Genomic DNA, 17,805 nt, shown 5'->3' on the forward strand with positions numbered 1-17,805 from the left:
TTGGCGTACAAAGATACACAAATTTGTGACTTTAAAACGCCTTAATTAAGAATTCAAAAAACAAGTATGCAATAAAAAGAACCCCTGAGGAATTCCTCAGGGGCTGCTCATTATTTGAATTTCTTAAGTAAATCTTTTACTGCATCTTTGTGAATGGTATATCCCATCATTTTCAGCTTCACATAGTCTTCATGGAAGAAGTAGTATCCAAACTCAGCTGAGTTTTCATCAATATTACGAGAACCAGAACTTGAATCCTTAATCAAATACCAATCTTTTCCTTCTTTGTCAACATAGTAACCGACCATATGCATACCATGATCATCAGTAGTAGATCCGTTAGAGAAACGGAACTGACGAGCATCTTCGTTAATATATGCTGATGGAATATCAAAGCTAGGAACCATTGCACAATTTGTTGTTCTCAAGAAACCGGCTTCCGAAACATCTCCACCAATACTCATGGTGTATCCTTTACGAATTGCTTTCTTAATTGACTCCATATATTCATCAAGAGGAACATTATAATACTCTTCTGAATGCCACCAGTTATCAGGCACTTTGTATTCTACTTGCTTCCAATATGGCTCTTGCTTATAAGAAAGAATTTCTACATAATCATCAGGATTAAGTATTAAATAATCTTTCAAATAAGTTTTAGGCGTATACTCCTTACCCTCTACAGTAAATTTTGTTGGAGGAGTTCCCATATAATGATTCATGATCGATTTGATTGTAGCCAATGCTTCTTCTTCGTTCCAAGCATTGCTTTTTTTCAAACCATTCAAGAATGCCATCATTTCAGTATACATTTTCTCATGAGTATGGAATTTTCTTCCATTCAACAATCCTGTATAAGCCGATTGAGGACAAGCGCCATAAATCTTCCACATTCTTGCTACTGAGTTACCTTCCGCACCTTGTCCAAATACAGAATTTCCTCTTTCTTGAATAAAACGACGAGCTTTTTCTATGTACTCACAGTAAACTGTGTATAATTCTGAAATATCTACTTTCTTCTTGTGTAAACGATAAACTTCTGATTCGTAAAACGAAGTAGTCGAAAAACACCAGCATGTTCCAGTATTTCCTTGTGAAATGGTAGGGTAAGCCCACTCTGTATTGTCTTTGTACAATTCAATTTTATTTGGAAGATCATACGAACTTTGATCCATAAAGAAGCGTTTATCTACAGCTTTCTTTTCCAGTTGAGCATCAACCATTCTAATATCCTTTAAAATCGAATTTTGATAATAACCTGGTTCGTACTCTTTAAATTTAGATTTGTCTTGTTTTTGTTGTGCAAAAACAGATGAACTTACGGCAACAGCCATAAGCACGATTAAAATCTTTTTCATGTTTGTTGGTTTTAGTGTCAAATTGAACAATCGAAATTAAGGATTTCTCTTTCGAGAAACCACATAATTCTTTCGAGATGCTAATTTATTAAAAAAAGTTGATTGCTGATTCCTTTAGCGATTAAGTTCTATTGAGAACTTGCCACCATCTTCAGCCAGATGTGTATTTTCGAAAACGAGCTTTGCCTCTTTCAAGTGAGCATCCAATGTTTTAAAGCGCGTAGAAAAGTGTCCAATAATTAACTTTTTTGCATTGGCTTCATCGGCCATTTTAGCTGCCTGTTCCGCTGTAGAATGATAGGTTGCCTTTGCAAGTTTGGCTTCTGTTTTTAGAAAAGTGGCCTCATGATACAATAAATCCACATTTTCAATAACGGGGATGATCTTTTTATAAGGAGCTGTATCAGTACAAAAAGCATAGGAACGAGCTGGCAAAGGACCTTTGGTAAGCTTTTTATTTGGAATCACCTCGCCTTCTTCGGTCACAAAATCTTCACCCATTTTTAAGGACTGGCGACAACGAATCGGAACATTGTAAAAATCCAACAAATCTGCAATCAAAGTACGAGGTCTATCCTTCTCCTTGAATAAAAATCCGGCACAAGGCATTGCACCATGCTTTAATGGGAAAGATTGGACAATCACTTTGTCATCTTCGAAAAGAGTTTGTGTTTCTTTACCAAAGATAGTGTGGAAGTAAATATTGTATTGTTTCCTGGTTTCAAGAAGCTCCAACTGAAATGTAATCAACTTCTCGAGCTTACTATGTCCATATATATGCAGATCGGATTTTCGCCCCTGAAGAGCATAAGTAGAAAGCAATCCGATTAGGCCAAATATATGATCGCCGTGAGTATGCGATATAAAGATATGATTGATACGACTCATGGGAACTCTGAATCGCTTCATTTGAATCTGTGTACCTTCACCACAGTCAATTAAAAAGAACCGCTCAAGTACATTGAGCACTTGAGCGGTTGGATATCTTTTGGTTGTTGGTAAAGCAGAGTTACTGCCTAAGATTGTTACTTCAAATTTCACCAATTACTTGTTTAATTCAATTTGAGCTTTCATAGTAGAAACAGCTTCATCCATATTGTAAGCAATATTTAGAACTGAATCCAACTGTGAAATAGAAACCAATCTTTCAACAGCAGGCTGCAAGCCATACAGAACAAATGTTCCGTTGGCATTTTTACACAACCTATTCGCTACAAGAATTGCACTAAGACCAGAAGAATCACAATAAGTACATGGAGTTAAATCCAAAAGAATATTTTTCTCACCGTTTCCAGAAATTAAAACCAATTCCGATTTTAAAGCAGGAGCAATATGAGTATCCAGTTTGTCTTTCAATACCTGCACTAAAGTGTATCCATCTTTCTTGTCAATCTTGAAGTCCATAGTTACCTTATTTTTTATTTTTCGTCTTTACCGCCTTCTAATTGCGATTTAAGAGCAGCTAATTCTGATATATCACCTAAGGTAGTCTTTTCTAGTGAATCTTTCACCTTTTTAACCCCTTTTTTCGTTGATTTAGCAGCTTCTTTTTTCGCAGCAGTCTCTTCAGCTTTCTTCACATCTTCGAAAGTTCTTGAGTGTGAAAGGATAATTCTCTTAGCAGCTTTAGAGAACTCAATTACTTTGAATTGTAATTTCTCTTCAACTTTAGCTTGAGCACCATCTTCTTTCACAAGGTGACGTGGAGTAGCGAATCCTTCAACACCGTAAGGAAGAGCGATAACAGCTCCTTTTTCGAATACTTCTACGATAGTACCTTCATGGATAGAATCAGTTGTAAAGATTGTTTCGAATACATCCCATGGATTTTCTTCCAATTGCTTGTGACCTAAGCTTAATCTTCTGTTGTCCTTGTCGATTTCAAGAACTTTAACTTCGATTTCAGCACCAATTTGAGTGAATTCAGCTGGGTGCTTCACTTTCTTAGTCCAAGATAGATCTGAGATGTGGATCAATCCGTCAACACCTTCTTCGATTTCTACGAATACACCGAAGTTAGTGAAGTTACGAACTTTAGCAGTGTGCTTAGAGTTAACAGCATATTTAGTGTCAATCTCAGCCCATGGATCAGCTTTCAATTGCTTGATACCAAGAGACATTTTTCTCTCTTCGCGATCCAAAGTTAAAATTTGAGCTTCTACTTCGTCTCCAACTTTCATGAAATCCTGAGCAGATCTTAGGTGCTGTGACCAAGACATTTCAGAAACGTGAATCAAACCTTCAACACCAGTAGCGATTTCAACGAATGCACCGTAGTCAGCCATAACAACTACTTTACCTTTTACAGTATCACCTACTTTCAACTCTGCATCTAGAGCATCCCATGGGTGTGGAGTAAGTTGTTTAAGACCTAGAGCGATACGTTTCTTATCGTCATCGAAATCAAGGATTACAACGTTCAATTTCTGATCAAGCTCAACAATTTCGCTTGGGTGAGTTACTCTACCCCAAGATAGATCTGTAATGTGAATCAAACCGTCAACTCCACCCAAGTCGATGAATACACCGTATGAAGTGATGTTCTTAACAGTTCCTTCCAATACCTGACCTTTTTCAAGCTTAGCAATAATTTCTTTCTTCTGTTGTTCAAGTTCAGCTTCGATAAGAGCTTTGTGAGAAACAACAACGTTTTTGAATTCGTGGTTGATTTTAACAACTTTGAATTCCATAGTTTTACCAACGTAAACATCGTAGTCACGGATAGGCTTAACGTCGATTTGTGAACCTGGCAAGAAAGCCTCGATTCCAAATACGTCAACGATCATACCACCTTTTGTACGACACTTGATGTAACCTTTGATAATTTCGTCATTTTCAAGAGCCGAGTTAACTCTATCCCATGAACGTAAAGCACGAGCTTTTTTGTGTGAAAGAACTAATTGTCCTTTTTTGTCTTCTTGAGACTCAACGTAAACTTCAACAGTATCACCAACTGTTAATTCAGGATTATATCTGAATTCGTTTAAGCTTACAATACCATCTGATTTGTAACCAATATTGATTACAACTTCTCTTTTGTTCAAAGAAATAACTGTACCATCAATTACTTCTTTTTCAGCAACTGTAGATAAAGTTTTATCATACATTGCTTCTAATTCGGTTCTCTTTTCACCTGCGAAACCTTCGTCGTTAGTGAAAGCATCCCAATCAAATTCTGCGTCTGGTGCAGAATTGTCAACTTTTTTGTTTTCTTCAACCATGTGTTAAACTACTGATTTACTAATAAATTAGACATTATATATAAAATTCCGTGCAAAAGTATAAATTATTCCGGAAGAATATACAAGTTACGACATTTTTTTCGCAAAATCTTGCAATAAAACATACACTTAGAGGGGAATTGTACTATTTAGAATGCCATATTTAAATTAAGAATTATAAATGATGAATGATGATTTTTCATCCTAACACATTCTTTTTTCTCTACTCCATACAAAACAATTTTTCTGATTTAAACTGGCATAATTTCATTTCTCCCTTACCTTTGCAATAAATTTTGTAGAATAATTTAATAATAATGAGTCTAGAAAAAGAATTACAATCACGCTCTTCGGTTTGCGAGTTGTGTGGTACTAGCGAAGGTTTAAAGCCATATGAAGTTGCTCCATCAAACGGATCGGCCGACCAACACATTTTGGTTTGTGGAACTTGCTACGAACAAATGGAAGACAAGGATAAAATGGATGCCAATCACTGGCGTTGTTTGAATGATAGCATGTGGAGCACAGTTCCTGCTGTACAAGTAATGGCATGGAGAATGCTGAACCGATTGAAAGCAGAAGGCTGGCCTCAAGATTTACTAGACATGCTTTACTTGGACGAAGAAACCATGGCTTGGGCACAAGCAACAGGCGAAGGTGAAGATGATGAAGACAAAGTAAAACATATTGACAGTAATGGTGTTGAGTTACAACCTGGCGATAGCGTGGTATTGATTAAAGACCTTAAAGTTTCGGGTGCAGGATTTACCGCCAAACGTGGTACTGCAGTACGTAGAATCTCTTTGGTTGCCGATGATCCAACCCATATTGAAGGGCGTGTAGAAGGACAACAAATCTACATTCTTACCAAGTATGTGAAGAAAATGTAATAATCTGCGTATAGCGATTACCAAAAAACAGGAACTCCGATTGGGGTACCTGTTTTTTTTATATCATACTATCTACATTCTATCCTAATCCATTTCTTTCTAAAAACACTTATTGCTGCAACAAGTCCAATTGATAGCAATACTATCAATACAGAAAAGACATACTTCCAAAACTCACTAACTCCACCCATAAAAGCAAAAACACCAACCACTTACAAAAAACTATTCTTTAAATCTTCCGTAGTAAAATTGCAAGAACCACTAAAGAGGCAAAAATGCTGCTTTTAAGAGACTATTACTTTAATTTATTTTGTTTTATTTTACAGTTAGAAAACTTAATCCGTAAGCAATTACTTAAAAAACTATCTATATGAACATTACTATTGTTGGTACAGGTTACGTTGGTCTTGTTTCGGGAACCTGTTTTGCAGAAACTGGTATTACCGTTACTTGTGTTGATGTTGATCAAAAAAAAATTGACAACCTAAACAAAGGCATTATTCCTATATACGAACCAGGATTAACTCCTATGGTGAAGCGTAATATGGAAAAAGGCCGCTTATCATTCTCAACCAGTTTAAAAGATAGTATAACAGAAGCCGATGCTGTATTTATTGCAGTGGGTACTCCTCCTGACGAAGATGGTAGTGCTGATTTACAATACGTACTTGGTGTTGCCCGCGAAATAGGCAAGTATGCTCAACACTATATGGTGGTGGTTACAAAAAGTACTGTACCAATTGGAACAGCTAAACAGGTTAAAGCTGCCATTCAGGATGAACTGGACAAAAGAAATTCAGACCTGACTTTTGATGTAGCATCAAACCCTGAATTCTTGAAAGAAGGTGCAGCAATCGATGATTTCTTGAAACCGGATCGCGTAGTGATTGGGACAGAATCGGAGAAAGCACAGAAGGTGATGAAAAGGTTGTATAAACCATTCTTAATGAACAATCATCCTGTAATTTTTATGGATATTCCTTCTGCCGAGATGACCAAATATGCGGCCAATTCAATGCTGGCTACAAAAATCTCATTCATGAATGATATCGCAAATCTATGCGAAATTGTTGGTGCCGATGTGAACAATGTGCGTAAAGGTATTGGATCGGATTCTCGTATTGGAAATAAATTTATTTACCCGGGAACTGGTTACGGCGGGTCTTGCTTCCCTAAAGATGTTCAGGCATTGGTAAAAACATCAGAGCAGGAAGGACATCCTCTTGAGATACTTAAATCGGTTGAATTGGTAAACAATCGACAAAAAAGTGTGCTTTACAAGAAGGTAATGTCTCATTTCGATGGAGATATTAAAGGGAAGAAATTTGGCATTTGGGGATTGTCCTTTAAACCAAACACCGATGATATGCGTGAAGCTCCAGCATTGGTAGTTATTGACAAGCTACTTAATGAAGGTGCTGAAGTGGTTGCCTACGATCCTGTTGCGATGAAAGAGTGTAACCGAAGAATTGGTGATTCTATTCAATATGCAAAAGATCAATATGAAGCATTAATCGATGCTGATGCTCTTATTATAATTACCGAATGGAACGAATTTAAAGTTCCAAACTTCCGAGTAATGGAGAAACTATTGAAAAACAAGATCATTTTTGATGGACGCAACATTTACGACATTGATGAAATGAGAGACAATGGGTACACCTACTACTCTATCGGTAGAGAAGTTATTGGCATAGAAAGTAAGGCTATTGCTAAATAATTAATTATTAACTTACAACATCAATTCCTTCCAATATTGGGAGGAATTTAACTATACACACATGAAACGAGTACTTGTTACCGGAGGTGCAGGGTTCATTGGATCACACTTGTGCGAGCGCCTACTTAGAGAAGGGAATGATGTAATTTGCCTTGACAACTATTTTACTGGCTCGAAAAAAAATATTGCCCATCTTCTTGATGATCATTACTTTGAATTGGTGCGACATGATGTTACTACGCCATATTTTGCCGAGGTTGACGAAATTTACAACTTGGCCTGTCCAGCATCGCCAATTCATTATCAATACAATCCGATAAAAACCATTAAAACTTCAGTTATGGGTGCCATTAACATGTTGGGATTGGCCAAACGTGTTAAAGCAAGAATCTTACAGGCCTCTACCAGTGAAGTTTATGGCGATCCTGAAATTCATCCCCAAACAGAAGACTATTGGGGAAATGTAAACCCAATTGGAGTTCGCTCTTGCTATGATGAAGGGAAACGTTGTGCCGAAACCTTATTTATGGATTATCACAACCAAAATAATGTTGATATAAAAATCATACGTATTTTCAATACTTATGGCCCAAACATGAATCCAGATGATGGGCGTGTTGTATCGAACTTCATTGTGCAGGCATTACAAAACGAAGACATAACCATTTTTGGTGATGGATCGCAAACCAGAAGTTTCCAGTATGTTGATGATTTGGTGGAAGGCATGTCGAGAATGATGCAGACTCCTCGTAACTTTACAGGACCTGTTAATATTGGAAATCCAAACGAATTTACCATTCTAGAACTCGCTCAAAATGTAATTGAATTAACCAATTCAAAGTCTAAAATCATCCATCTTCCTTTGCCACAAGATGATCCTACACAAAGACAACCAGATATTAGTCTTGCCAAAAAGGAACTGAACAATTGGGAACCAAAAATTCAATTAAGGGAAGGATTGTTAAAAACGATCTCCTATTTTGATACTCTTTTAAAAAATCAATAGCACAATGCCATAAATATTACATCCAAAAACAAGAAACACCCAAGCATTTATTTTAAGTCAATTTATCACACTGTAAATCTGCAATAATAAATATGAAAGGAATTATATTAGCCGGAGGGTCGGGCACACGCCTTTATCCAATTACAAAAAGCATCTCAAAACAAATTATCCCAATTTACGACAAACCGATGATCTACTATCCATTGTCGGTTTTAATGCTAGCTGGCATTAAGGAGATTCTTATCATTTCAACGCCAAAAGATCTCCCTCTTTATAAGGATTTATTTGATGATGGCAGTCAATATGGGCTGGATATTTCTTATGCCGAACAACCTTCTCCTGATGGTTTGGCACAGGCTTTTATTATTGGTGAAGAGTTTATTGGAGACAGTCCTGTTTGTATGATTCTTGGGGATAACCTTTACTATGGATATGAGTTTAGCAAACAATTGGTAGAATCGGCAAAGTTAACAAATGGAGCTTCAGTATTTGGATATCACGTAAATGATCCTGAAAGATATGGTGTTGCAGAGTTTGACAAGAACGGATTAGTGAAAAGCATAGAAGAAAAACCTCAAAACCCAAAATCAAACTATGCAGTAACAGGTTTATATTTCTACGACAACACGGTTGTTGAGAAAGCAAAATCATTAAAACCTTCGAAACGCGGAGAGCTTGAAATTACCGATCTTAATAAAATCTATTTACAAGAAGGCAAATTAAAACTAAGAGTTCTTGGTCGAGGCATAGCATGGCTGGATACAGGCACCCATGAAAGCATGTTGCAAGCCTCCAATTTTATTGCTACCATTGAGCAACGACAAGGCTTAAAGGTTGCTTGTATAGAAGAAATTGCCTATAGAAATGGATTTATTAACAAAGATCAACTGTTAGAACTTGCCAAACCACTACTTAAAAATACTTATGGAGAGTATTTGGTAAATGTTGCAAATGAAACCATCACTCGTTTAGAAAATTGACATGGAAATAATAAAAACAGAAATTCCCGATTTATTAATTATACAACCTAGAGTATTTGAAGATGAAAGAGGTTATTTCTTCGAAAGTTATAACGAGAAAGAATTCCTTAAACACGATCTAAACTTGAATTTTATTCAAGATAATGAATCCAAATCAGGATATGGTGTAATAAGAGGTTTGCACTATCAACTCGCTCCATACTCTCAAACAAAACTGGTTCGCGTAATCGAAGGTAAAGTTTTCGATGTAGCCGTTGACTTAAGAGAAGGATCACCTACTTTTGGAAAATGGAGAGGAATTGAATTATCAGCTGAAAACAAAATACAGTTTCTTATACCAAGAGGCTTCGCTCATGGATTCTCAGTACTAAGCGAAACAGCAACTTTCGTTTACAAGTGCGACAACCTATATAATCCGGAAGCTGAAAGAGGTCTTAATTTTAACGATCCAAGTTTAAATATTGATTGGAGAATAGATCCTAAAAATGCGATCATTTCGCCAAAGGATAAGGTCTTGCCAAACTTTAACGAAGCTGAAAGAAATTTCAAATTTGGAAAATAAAAGTCGCCTATGACAAATATTTTAGTAACAGGAAGCAATGGACAATTGGGTTCTGAAATCAAAGAACTATCTAAGAATTATCCAAATGTCCAATTTGTTTTTACCGATATTGAAGAACTAGACATCACTTCTTTTACTGACATAGAAAGCTTTGTAGCAGATAAAAACTTTAGTTATCTGATAAATTGTGCAGCATATACAAATGTAGACGGAGCTGAAGAAAATATTGAATTGGCAGAGCTTTTAAACGCCGAAGCTGTGAAGAATTTGGCTATCATTTCGAAGCAAAACAATATTATTCCAATTCACATCTCAACGGACTATGTGTTTTCTGGTAAAGGATTCAAACCATACAACGAAGAAGAACAAACCGGGCCACAAGGTGTTTATGGAAATACCAAATTAAAAGGTGAAAATTACCTTCAAAAAATTTGTCCAAATCACATCACAATTAGAACTTCCTGGCTGTATTCTCCATTCGGGAAAAATTTTTTGAAAACCATGTTGAATCTGGGACAGGAAAGAGAGGAATTACAAGTTGTTGTTGACCAGATTGGCACCCCAACCTACGCGCACGATCTAGCCTTGTGCATAATGCATATCATCGAAAGATTAGAGAAAGACAATCAGTTCAAAGATTTTGGCATTTACCATTACTCAAACGAAGGCGTTTGCAGCTGGTTCGATTTCGCAACTGAAATACAAATTATTGCCGGTAATAAATGTAAAATTAACAGCACTGACAGCGAGAGCTTTAAAACTTTGGCAAAAAGACCACACTATAGCGTCTTGAATAAATCAAAAATTAAACATATTTTTGAACTTGATATTCCACACTGGAGGGGAAGGATATCGCATTGTATCAATCGTATAAAAAGTTAACCAAGAAATTTTTCGAAAATGGACAAAACGGAAATTTTAGACAGTGTAATTGAAACAGCCAACAAATGGCTAGAGGGGAATTATGATCAAGCGACAAAAGATGCTGTAAAAGAACTTCTTGATCAGGAAGATAAAACGGCTTTAATAGATTCATTTTATAAAGATTTAGAGTTTGGAACAGGTGGATTAAGAGGAAAAATGGGACCTGGAACCAACCGTATGAATATTTATACAGTAGGTGCTGCAACTCAAGGATTGGCAAACTACTTAAACAAATCATTTACTAACAAAGAACAAATTTCGGTTTGTATTGGATATGATTGCCGAAACAACAGTAAATTGTTTTCTGATACCGTAGCAAACATCTTCTCGGCTAACGGAATCAAAGCCTACATTTTCGAAGACTTACGCCCTACTCCAGAAATGTCATTTGCAATTCGTCATTTGGGATGTCAGTCAGGTGTTATCATCACAGCATCACATAACCCAAAAGAATACAATGGATACAAGGCATATTGGGAAGATGGGTCTCAATTGGTGCCTCCACACGATAAAAATGTAATTAACGAAGTAAAGGCAGTAAAGGTAGAAGACATCAAATTTGAAGGAAATCCTGATTTGATTGAAGTTTTAGGTGCTGAAATGGACAAGCTTTACCTTGATACCGTTAAGACTCTAAGTCTATCTCCTGAAGCCATTCAGAATCAGAAAGATTTGAAAATTGTATTTACGCCCTTGCATGGAACAACGGTAAAATTGGTTCCCGATTCATTGGCAAATTACGGTTTTGAAAATGTAATTCACATTCCTGAACAAGATGTAGTTGACGGTAACTTCCCTACGGTTTGGTCTGCAAATCCAGAAGAGCCAGAAGCATTAAAAATGGCCGTTGATAAAGCTGATGAAGTTGATGCTGATTTGGTAATGGCTTGTGATCCTGATGGAGACAGATTGGGAATTTCTGTTAAAAATGACAAAGGCGAATGGGAAATTATCAACGGTAATCAAACTGCTTTAATTTTCACATATTACTTGATTAAAAGAAGACGTGAGTTAGGTTTACTTACCGGTAATGATTACGTTGTAAAAACGATTGTAACTACAGAATTATTTAAGGATGTAGCAGAAAAAAACAATGTAGAATGTTTCGATGCATACACCGGATTTAAATGGATTGCGGATGTAATGCGCAAAAATCCTGAAAAGAATTATGTAGGTGGAGGTGAAGAATCATTCGGTTACATGCCAGGTGATTTTACTCGTGACAAAGATGCTGTATCATCTTGTAGCATAATGGCGGAAATTGCAGCGTGGGCGAAAGATCAAGGCAAAAACCTTTTTGACATCTTAAAAGAAATCTATTTAGAGTATGGATTCTCTAAGGAAAAAATGATTTACATCGTTCGTGAAGGCTTGCAAGGATCTCAGGAAATTGCACAGATGATGCACGATTACAGGTTTAATACACCAAAAGAAATTAACGGATCGCCAGTTGTGTTAATTAAAGATTACACTACAAGAAAAGCCACAAACCCAATTACAGGAGAGGCTAACGATCTTGATTTCGAAACAACTGCAGATGTTCTTCAAATTTACTTAGACGATGGATCTAAAATTTCTGTTCGTCCTTCTGGTACTGAACCAAAAATCAAATACTATTTCGAGGTACGTGAAGAATTGCCTTCTTTAGAAGATTTCTATGCTACTGAAGAAAAAGCAAACAAAAAAATTGAAGGAATAATAGATTCTTTGAATTTAAACTAATATTTTTAGGGTAGCGTTACTGCTACCCTACACTTATTTTATTTATGGACACCAAGAAAACAATTCTTTCTGTTGACGACTCACCTATCAACAACAAGTTGATTGAGGCATATTTTAGACGTGATTATGAAGTAATTTCAAAGGAAAGTGGCCAACAAGCCCTTGCCTGGTTAGAAGGAAATATTCCTGATGTGATTTTACTAGATATCATGATGCCCGTAATGGATGGAATTGAAGTTCTTGAACGAATTCAGGCAAACGATAGGCTAAAAGAAATTCCCGTAATTATGGTTACGGCGAAAACTGAGATGGAAAGCATTAAGGCTACTCTAAACCTAGGTGCTCAAGACTACGTTAAAAAGCCTATTGATTTTACCGAGTTACAAACAAAGGTCCTGATTGCATTCCAAATTAATGAACAAAAACAGGAAATCTCTAAATACAAATCCTATTATGACATTCATCAGGGAATGATTCATGCGCAACGCATTCAACGATCCATTCTTCCCGATGCAGAGCATTTTAGAAGATTATATCCTAAATCATTCATCATTAATTTACCCAAGCACGTAGTAGGAGGAGATTTTTATTGGGTTCAGCAAAGTTTCCACAAAAATAGCATTGGTGTTTTCGATTGTACAGGCCATGGTGTTCCTGCGGCTATGCTAACTGTGATGGGACAAATGGAATTACACACCTTGTCTCAAAATGGTAACGAAATACAAGCTGAACAGATTTTCCCTTTATTAAGCAGAAAATTTAGCAAGCTATTAAACACATCGGCAGACACTTACACTCAATACGATGGAATGGATGGTATTTTCTGTTCAATTTATCCACAAGAACAATTAATTGAGTTTGTTGGTGCCAAAAGATCATTGGTTTTAATTAGAGAAAATAATTCTCAACTAATTGTAAACAGAGAAAACACAGAGGCCAAATTGAGCAACGAACAATTCTCGTTATTTGAAATTGCCGGAGACAGAAACTCAATTGGAAAGGAGTCTGAGTTTGTTGAATTTACAGTCAATGAGATTAAGTTCTTACCAGGCGATAGAATATTCTTGTATAGCGATGGAATTACCGACCAATTGGGTGGTGATCAGCAAAAAAGACTGAAAAGAAAACAGTTTTTTGAAAAATTGCTTGAAATCCAAACCAAATCCATCAATCTTCAAAAATCAGATATATTTACTTGGCTAGAAAAGTGGAAAAGTAACTATGAACAAACCGATGATATACTTGTTGTAGGGATTGAACTTTAAAATTCTGGTTCGTTAGGAAAAAATTCTTTCTTAAAATTTACAAGATACAATTTCTCTGTAGCACGCGTCAAAGCTGTATACAGCCATCTGTAATATTCTCTATTCAGCAATTCATCAGCAAGGTACCCTTGATCAACAAATACAGCTTTCCACTGTCCTCCCTGTGCTTTGTGACAAGTGACCGCATATGCAAACTTAACTTGCAGGGCATTAAAGAATTTATTGTTTCTAACTTTCTCGTAACGTTTTTTCTTGACTCTGATATCGGAATAATCTTCTGCAATGGTAAAAAAAAGCTGTTTGGTCTCCTCATATCCTAACGAAGCTGTTTCAATATCTAAAGTATCCAACAATATCATGGTATCCAACTCCACATCATTGTAGTCGGGAAAACGAACGGTAACCTCCGCATATCGGTAACCATACAATTCAATATGCTTATGAAGCTTTACAATCTCAACAATATCACCATTGGCAATAAAATCCATATTTTCGATATCGTGAGCCCAGAAATAGTTATTCTTCACAACCATTAACAAATCTCCTGCAGAGATTTCTTCTTCACGATACATTACAGTATTTCGAATCCCCTGGTTAAATCGATTTGCTCGTTTATTCGATCTACTTATCACAATTGTATCCTCAACACCATACTTATAATGAGCAGAAGACAACTCTTCAATCAGTTCACCTCCACCTATTTTGTAAATATCCGGATAATTCTGAGTACTTAAAACCGGAAATCCTTCTCTCTCCTCATTTAGCATGTTTCTTAATTCAGTAGCGTTCATCAGAATTCCAGATTCCTCATTTTGTCTAACCACCTGTCTTAAAATCAACTCTTCTACATCAAAATGATAACATGCACGCAATTCTTCAGGATCAAGAGCTGGACTAATATCCAAACCCACAGGAGGCAACTGAGCTGAATCTCCAATCAATATTAATCTGCAATTTTTCCCGGAATAAACATATTCAATCAAATCATCCAACAAGCAACCTGAACCAAAGAGTGAGGCTTCTGGTGAATAATTTGAAATCATTGAGGCTTCATCAACAATAAATACAGTATTGGCATTTAAGTTTCTATCCTTTACAAAAACAGCCTCTGCATCGGCAAGCGATTTTTGTCGGTATATTTTTTTGTGAATGGTAAAAGCAGGCTTTTTTGCATACTGACTTAACACTTTTGCCGCCCTACCGGTAGGTGCTAACAAGACTGATTTTATTTTAAAATCACTCAAAGTTGAAGTTAGAGCACTTACCAAAGTTGTTTTTCCAGTTCCTGCATATCCTTTTAACAAAAATATACTTTGATTTTGAACTCGGGTCACAAAATCCGCTAAACCAACTATAGCCTTAGTTTGATCGCTTGTTGGAGCAAAATTAAGGTGTTCCTTAATCTTCTCAGCCACATGATTTTTTAGCATTTCCGTTAAATTTTATGGATATAAAAATAGCCAAATAGATTTTTTTTTTAAATTTGCAGACAAACTTACACAAACTAATAAGAATAAAAATGAAAAAAGTCTTTCAAATCTTACTTGCCATAGCAATTGTTGCACTAGCTTACTTAAGCTACCAAAGTATTAACAAACCACTTGAATATGGTAAAATTAAGAAGCAACGTTACGATAAAATTATCAATCAATTAAAAGATATTCGTAAGGCGCAAGTTGCTTATAAAGATGTTAATGGTAAGTATACAGGGAGTTTCGATACATTGATCAGTTTTATCAAGACCGATTCAATGCCATTGGTAAAGTCAGAAGGTACACTTACCGATGAGCAATATGAATCTGGTATGACTGAGAGAGAAGCTGTACAGAAAGGTTTCATCATTCGTGATACCATCATGATTTCAGCTCTTGATACTCTTTTTGGAAAAGAATACCCAATCGAAAACTTAAGATTTGTTCCTTTCACAAAAGGTAAACACCAATTTAAGATGGGTGCTGGTGTATTCGTTACTGGTTCTCAAGTTAAAGTTCAAGTTTTCGAAGCTAAGGTTTCTAACATGATTATTTTCGAAGATATTTACGACGAATACAGTGAAGAAATTAAAGAAGATAACGGTAACCGTATTCGTTTGAACAAATATCCTGGTTTAATGGTTGGTTCTCTTGAAGAAGCGAACAACAACGCTGGTAACTGGGAGTAAACAAACACAAACTGTTTATGAACAACCTTGTATTTGTTGATTCAACATTTGATAAAGACAAATCGAAAGAATATAAATTATCCATCCGAGTTAGCTCGGATGGATTTTCTTTTTCTATACTCAATGCAAATAAGCACTGTGTAGCTCTGGAACGATTTAAAGCATTCAAACAAAATACCGAAGCTGACACTTTAAATTCATTTAAAGAATTAATTAGAAACAACGAATTTCTCAATTTAGAATACAGTTCTGTTGCTGTTCTTTGGGTTTCTAATCAAGCTGTAATCATTCCAAATGAATTTTTCAGTGAAGAATTTGCTTTTGATGGCTACCAGCTGTGTCACAATTTAAGTAGTGATGAAGAGTTGCATTGGAACGATTTGAATCATTTGAATTCGAAGAATGTTTTTGCTATACCTTTATCTTTTAAAGAGATTCTTGTAAAGCAATTTTCGACAATAGAATTCTTCCACCACTCTACTCCTTTCTATAAAACTGCAATAAAGGATGAGATTTCTGATAATCATCCTAAGGTTTATGTGAATTTGCAAAAGGAATATTTCCATATTATAATTCCTGATAGAAATGGCAAACATTTTATAAATAACTTTGCATACAAAGAGGATGCTGACCTTGCCTATCACATTTTAAATGTATACAAGCAGCAAAAACTAAATCACGAAAGAAGTAAGTTAATCCTTGATGGTTTGGTACAAGAAGAAAGTAAATCCATTCAGTTGCTAAAAAAATACCTTGCAAATGTTGAGGTAAAACTTTTACCAGCTAAGCTTAGAATTAAAAATGAGATTCCACACAAGGAATACAATCAATTCATTAATCTTTTAAATTTAACCGAGTGCGAATAGTTAGTGGAACTCACAAAGGAAGAAGAATAACACCAGATAAAAGCTTTAAAGCTCGTCCAACAACCGATTTTGCAAAAGAGAACTTGTTTAATGTTTTAAATAACATCGTAGACATTGAAGAGTTAAGTGTTCTTGATCTTTTTGGAGGCACAGGTGGTATTAGTTATGAATTTGCCTCAAGAGGAGCTGAGAAAGTAATATGCGTTGAACTAAATCATCGACATTTTGCTTTTATTCAAAAAACAGTTCAGGAACTAGGATTAGATCAAATTCTTCCTATAAAATCAGATGTATTCCGTTTTGTGAAATCATGTCGTCAAAAGTTTGATATGATATTTGCAGATCCTCCGTTTGATTTAAAAACCTTAAACACCATTCCTGATTTGATATTTGAAAAAGAATTATTGAATGAAAATGGTACTTTAATTGTTGAACATGGATCTAAAAATGACTTCTCATCTCATCCAAATTTCACAGAAAAAAGAACATACGGAAGTGTTAACTTTAGTTTTTTTGAATACAAATAATCAACCTTCACCAGCAAGCAAAAAAAGAAGCATATTATCATCAAGGTGTAACACACTCAAAACCGCTATATTACTGAGATAACTAAGTTTTAATCTCAAAAAAAACGTAACGAAATATTGCAAGTAAAAAAACTTGCATTATCTTTGCATCGCTATCAAAAAAACGGTCTGGTAGTTCAGTTGGTTAGAATACATGCCTGTCACGCATGGGGTCGCGAGTTCGAGTCTCGTCCAGACCGCTAAGAAGAGAAAGTTCTTTAAAATATTGAAACAAGAATAATCGAAGTTTAGGATTATTTAAGAACAATACCAATTTGGTCTGGTAGTTCAGTTGGTTAGAATACATGCCTGTCACGCATGGGGTCGCGAGTTCGAGTCTCGTCCAGACCGCCAAAATTTGTTCTTAAAAAATTCTGGTCTGGTAGTTCAGTTGGTTAGAATACATGCCTGTCACGCATGGGGTCGCGAGTTCGAGTCTCGTCCAGACCGCTAAAGATTATTCTTGAAAATTTTGGTCTGGTAGTTCAGTTGGTTAGAATACATGCCTGTCACGCATGGGGTCGCGAGTTCGAGTCTCGTCCAGACCGCCAAAACATTAGTTCT

General features: G+C 35.9%; 16 protein-coding genes and 4 tRNA genes. 15 read left to right on the plus strand and 5 right to left on the minus strand.

Features of this window, described 5'->3' with window-relative positions; all coding sequences use genetic code 11:
- Positions 1-110 precede the first annotated feature (110 nt).
- The 4 genes from M0051_RS01685 to rpsA all read right to left on the minus strand — a co-directional run bounded on the left by M0051_RS01685 (position 111) and on the right by rpsA (position 4,579).
- Entirely contained in the window at positions 111-1,358 is a 1,248-nt protein-coding gene (locus M0051_RS01685) for a C1 family peptidase (RefSeq protein ID WP_306739818.1), read from the minus strand.
- A 114-nt stretch (positions 1,359-1,472) separates the two neighbouring features.
- Positions 1,473-2,399: a ribonuclease Z gene (locus M0051_RS01690; RefSeq protein ID WP_306739819.1), complete on the minus strand. Its 927-nt coding sequence runs from the start codon at positions 2,397-2,399 to the stop codon at positions 1,473-1,475.
- Positions 2,400-2,402: 3 nt separating this feature from the next.
- Positions 2,403-2,762: an STAS domain-containing protein gene (locus M0051_RS01695; RefSeq protein ID WP_120240377.1), complete on the minus strand. Its 360-nt coding sequence runs from the start codon at positions 2,760-2,762 to the stop codon at positions 2,403-2,405.
- Positions 2,763-2,776: 14 nt separating this feature from the next.
- Positions 2,777-4,579, minus strand: coding sequence for a 30S ribosomal protein S1 (gene rpsA / locus M0051_RS01700; protein ID WP_306739821.1), 1,803 nt, complete (start codon positions 4,577-4,579; stop codon positions 2,777-2,779).
- Positions 4,580-4,896: 317 nt separating this feature from the next.
- Here rpsA and M0051_RS01705 point away from each other — a divergent pair, with 317 nt between their 5' ends.
- The 8 genes from M0051_RS01705 to M0051_RS01740 all read left to right on the plus strand — a co-directional run bounded on the left by M0051_RS01705 (position 4,897) and on the right by M0051_RS01740 (position 13,648).
- Positions 4,897-5,469, plus strand: coding sequence for an alkylphosphonate utilization protein (locus M0051_RS01705; protein WP_306739823.1), 573 nt, complete (start codon positions 4,897-4,899; stop codon positions 5,467-5,469).
- 370 nt (positions 5,470-5,839) lie between these two features.
- The gene (locus M0051_RS01710; protein WP_306739824.1) at positions 5,840-7,189 is read left to right on the plus strand and encodes a UDP-glucose/GDP-mannose dehydrogenase family protein; all 1,350 of its coding nucleotides are present in this window, start codon (positions 5,840-5,842) and stop codon (positions 7,187-7,189) included.
- 61 nt (positions 7,190-7,250) lie between these two features.
- Positions 7,251-8,195 (plus strand): UDP-glucuronic acid decarboxylase family protein, encoded by a 945-nt coding sequence (locus M0051_RS01715; RefSeq protein WP_306739825.1) that lies wholly within the window; start codon positions 7,251-7,253, stop codon positions 8,193-8,195.
- 92 nt (positions 8,196-8,287) lie between these two features.
- Positions 8,288-9,175 carry a glucose-1-phosphate thymidylyltransferase RfbA gene (rfbA, locus tag M0051_RS01720; RefSeq protein WP_306739826.1) on the plus strand — a complete coding sequence of 296 codons (888 nt, stop codon included), beginning with the start codon at positions 8,288-8,290 and terminating at the stop codon, positions 9,173-9,175.
- A 1-nt stretch (position 9,176) separates the two neighbouring features.
- Positions 9,177-9,737, plus strand: coding sequence for a dTDP-4-dehydrorhamnose 3,5-epimerase (gene rfbC / locus M0051_RS01725; RefSeq protein ID WP_306739827.1), 561 nt, complete (start codon positions 9,177-9,179; stop codon positions 9,735-9,737).
- A gap of 9 nt (positions 9,738-9,746) precedes the next feature.
- Positions 9,747-10,619, plus strand: a complete 873-nt coding sequence (gene rfbD / locus M0051_RS01730) for a dTDP-4-dehydrorhamnose reductase (protein WP_306739828.1) — start codon at positions 9,747-9,749, stop codon at positions 10,617-10,619.
- A gap of 18 nt (positions 10,620-10,637) precedes the next feature.
- Entirely contained in the window at positions 10,638-12,383 is a 1,746-nt protein-coding gene (locus tag M0051_RS01735; protein WP_306739829.1) for a phospho-sugar mutase, read from the plus strand.
- Between the two features lie 44 nt (positions 12,384-12,427).
- A complete protein-coding gene (locus tag M0051_RS01740) occupies positions 12,428-13,648 on the plus strand; it encodes a response regulator (protein ID WP_306739830.1) in 1,221 nt (406 codons plus the stop codon).
- On the opposite strand, the gene M0051_RS01745 is transcribed toward M0051_RS01740, so the two are convergent.
- Positions 13,645-15,078: an ATP-dependent RecD-like DNA helicase gene (locus M0051_RS01745; protein WP_306739831.1), complete on the minus strand. Its 1,434-nt coding sequence runs from the start codon at positions 15,076-15,078 to the stop codon at positions 13,645-13,647. The two genes, M0051_RS01740 and M0051_RS01745, sit on opposite strands and share 4 nt — an antisense overlap.
- A gap of 89 nt (positions 15,079-15,167) precedes the next feature.
- Between M0051_RS01745 and M0051_RS01750 the strand changes: the two genes are divergently transcribed.
- The 7 genes from M0051_RS01750 to M0051_RS01780 all read left to right on the plus strand — a co-directional run bounded on the left by M0051_RS01750 (position 15,168) and on the right by M0051_RS01780 (position 17,792).
- Positions 15,168-15,809, plus strand: a complete 642-nt coding sequence (locus M0051_RS01750) for a hypothetical protein (protein ID WP_306739832.1) — start codon at positions 15,168-15,170, stop codon at positions 15,807-15,809.
- A 17-nt stretch (positions 15,810-15,826) separates the two neighbouring features.
- Positions 15,827-16,675, plus strand: a complete 849-nt coding sequence (locus M0051_RS01755) for a DUF3822 family protein (protein WP_306739833.1) — start codon at positions 15,827-15,829, stop codon at positions 16,673-16,675.
- Positions 16,666-17,202, plus strand: a complete 537-nt coding sequence (locus tag M0051_RS01760; RefSeq protein ID WP_306739834.1) for an RsmD family RNA methyltransferase — start codon at positions 16,666-16,668, stop codon at positions 17,200-17,202. Before M0051_RS01755 ends, M0051_RS01760 begins: the two co-directional genes overlap by 10 nt.
- 165 nt (positions 17,203-17,367) lie before the next feature.
- A tRNA-Asp gene (locus M0051_RS01765) sits at positions 17,368-17,441 on the plus strand.
- 77 nt (positions 17,442-17,518) lie between these two features.
- Positions 17,519-17,595, plus strand: a tRNA-Asp gene (locus M0051_RS01770).
- A 22-nt stretch (positions 17,596-17,617) separates the two neighbouring features.
- Positions 17,618-17,691 (plus strand) — tRNA-Asp (locus M0051_RS01775).
- A 24-nt stretch (positions 17,692-17,715) separates the two neighbouring features.
- Positions 17,716-17,792, plus strand: a tRNA-Asp gene (locus M0051_RS01780).
- Positions 17,793-17,805 lie beyond the last annotated feature (13 nt).

This window comes from Marinifilum sp. D714 (assembly GCF_030851345.1).
Taxonomy (GTDB): domain Bacteria; phylum Bacteroidota; class Bacteroidia; order Bacteroidales; family Marinifilaceae; genus Marinifilum.

Bases quoted from the DNA above. Each gene is read 5' to 3' on its own strand.
- M0051_RS01745 (WP_306739831.1), bottom strand. From the start codon at position 15,078: ATGCTAAAAAATCATGTGGCTGAGAAGATTAAGGAACACCTTAATTTT.
- M0051_RS01735 (WP_306739829.1), top strand. From the start codon at position 10,638: ATGGACAAAACGGAAATTTTAGACAGTGTAATTGAAACAGCCAACAAA.
- rfbA (WP_306739826.1), top strand. From the start codon at position 8,288: ATGAAAGGAATTATATTAGCCGGAGGGTCGGGCACACGCCTTTATCCA.
- rpsA (WP_306739821.1), bottom strand. From the start codon at position 4,579: ATGGTTGAAGAAAACAAAAAAGTTGACAATTCTGCACCAGACGCAGAA.
- M0051_RS01755 (WP_306739833.1), top strand. From the start codon at position 15,827: ATGAACAACCTTGTATTTGTTGATTCAACATTTGATAAAGACAAATCG.
- M0051_RS01685 (WP_306739818.1), bottom strand. From the start codon at position 1,358: ATGAAAAAGATTTTAATCGTGCTTATGGCTGTTGCCGTAAGTTCATCT.
- M0051_RS01695 (WP_120240377.1), bottom strand. From the start codon at position 2,762: ATGGACTTCAAGATTGACAAGAAAGATGGATACACTTTAGTGCAGGTA.
- M0051_RS01750 (WP_306739832.1), top strand. From the start codon at position 15,168: ATGAAAAAAGTCTTTCAAATCTTACTTGCCATAGCAATTGTTGCACTA.
- M0051_RS01705 (WP_306739823.1), top strand. From the start codon at position 4,897: ATGAGTCTAGAAAAAGAATTACAATCACGCTCTTCGGTTTGCGAGTTG.
- rfbC (WP_306739827.1), top strand. From the start codon at position 9,177: ATGGAAATAATAAAAACAGAAATTCCCGATTTATTAATTATACAACCT.
- M0051_RS01715 (WP_306739825.1), top strand. From the start codon at position 7,251: ATGAAACGAGTACTTGTTACCGGAGGTGCAGGGTTCATTGGATCACAC.
- rfbD (WP_306739828.1), top strand. From the start codon at position 9,747: ATGACAAATATTTTAGTAACAGGAAGCAATGGACAATTGGGTTCTGAA.
- M0051_RS01740 (WP_306739830.1), top strand. From the start codon at position 12,428: ATGGACACCAAGAAAACAATTCTTTCTGTTGACGACTCACCTATCAAC.
- M0051_RS01710 (WP_306739824.1), top strand. From the start codon at position 5,840: ATGAACATTACTATTGTTGGTACAGGTTACGTTGGTCTTGTTTCGGGA.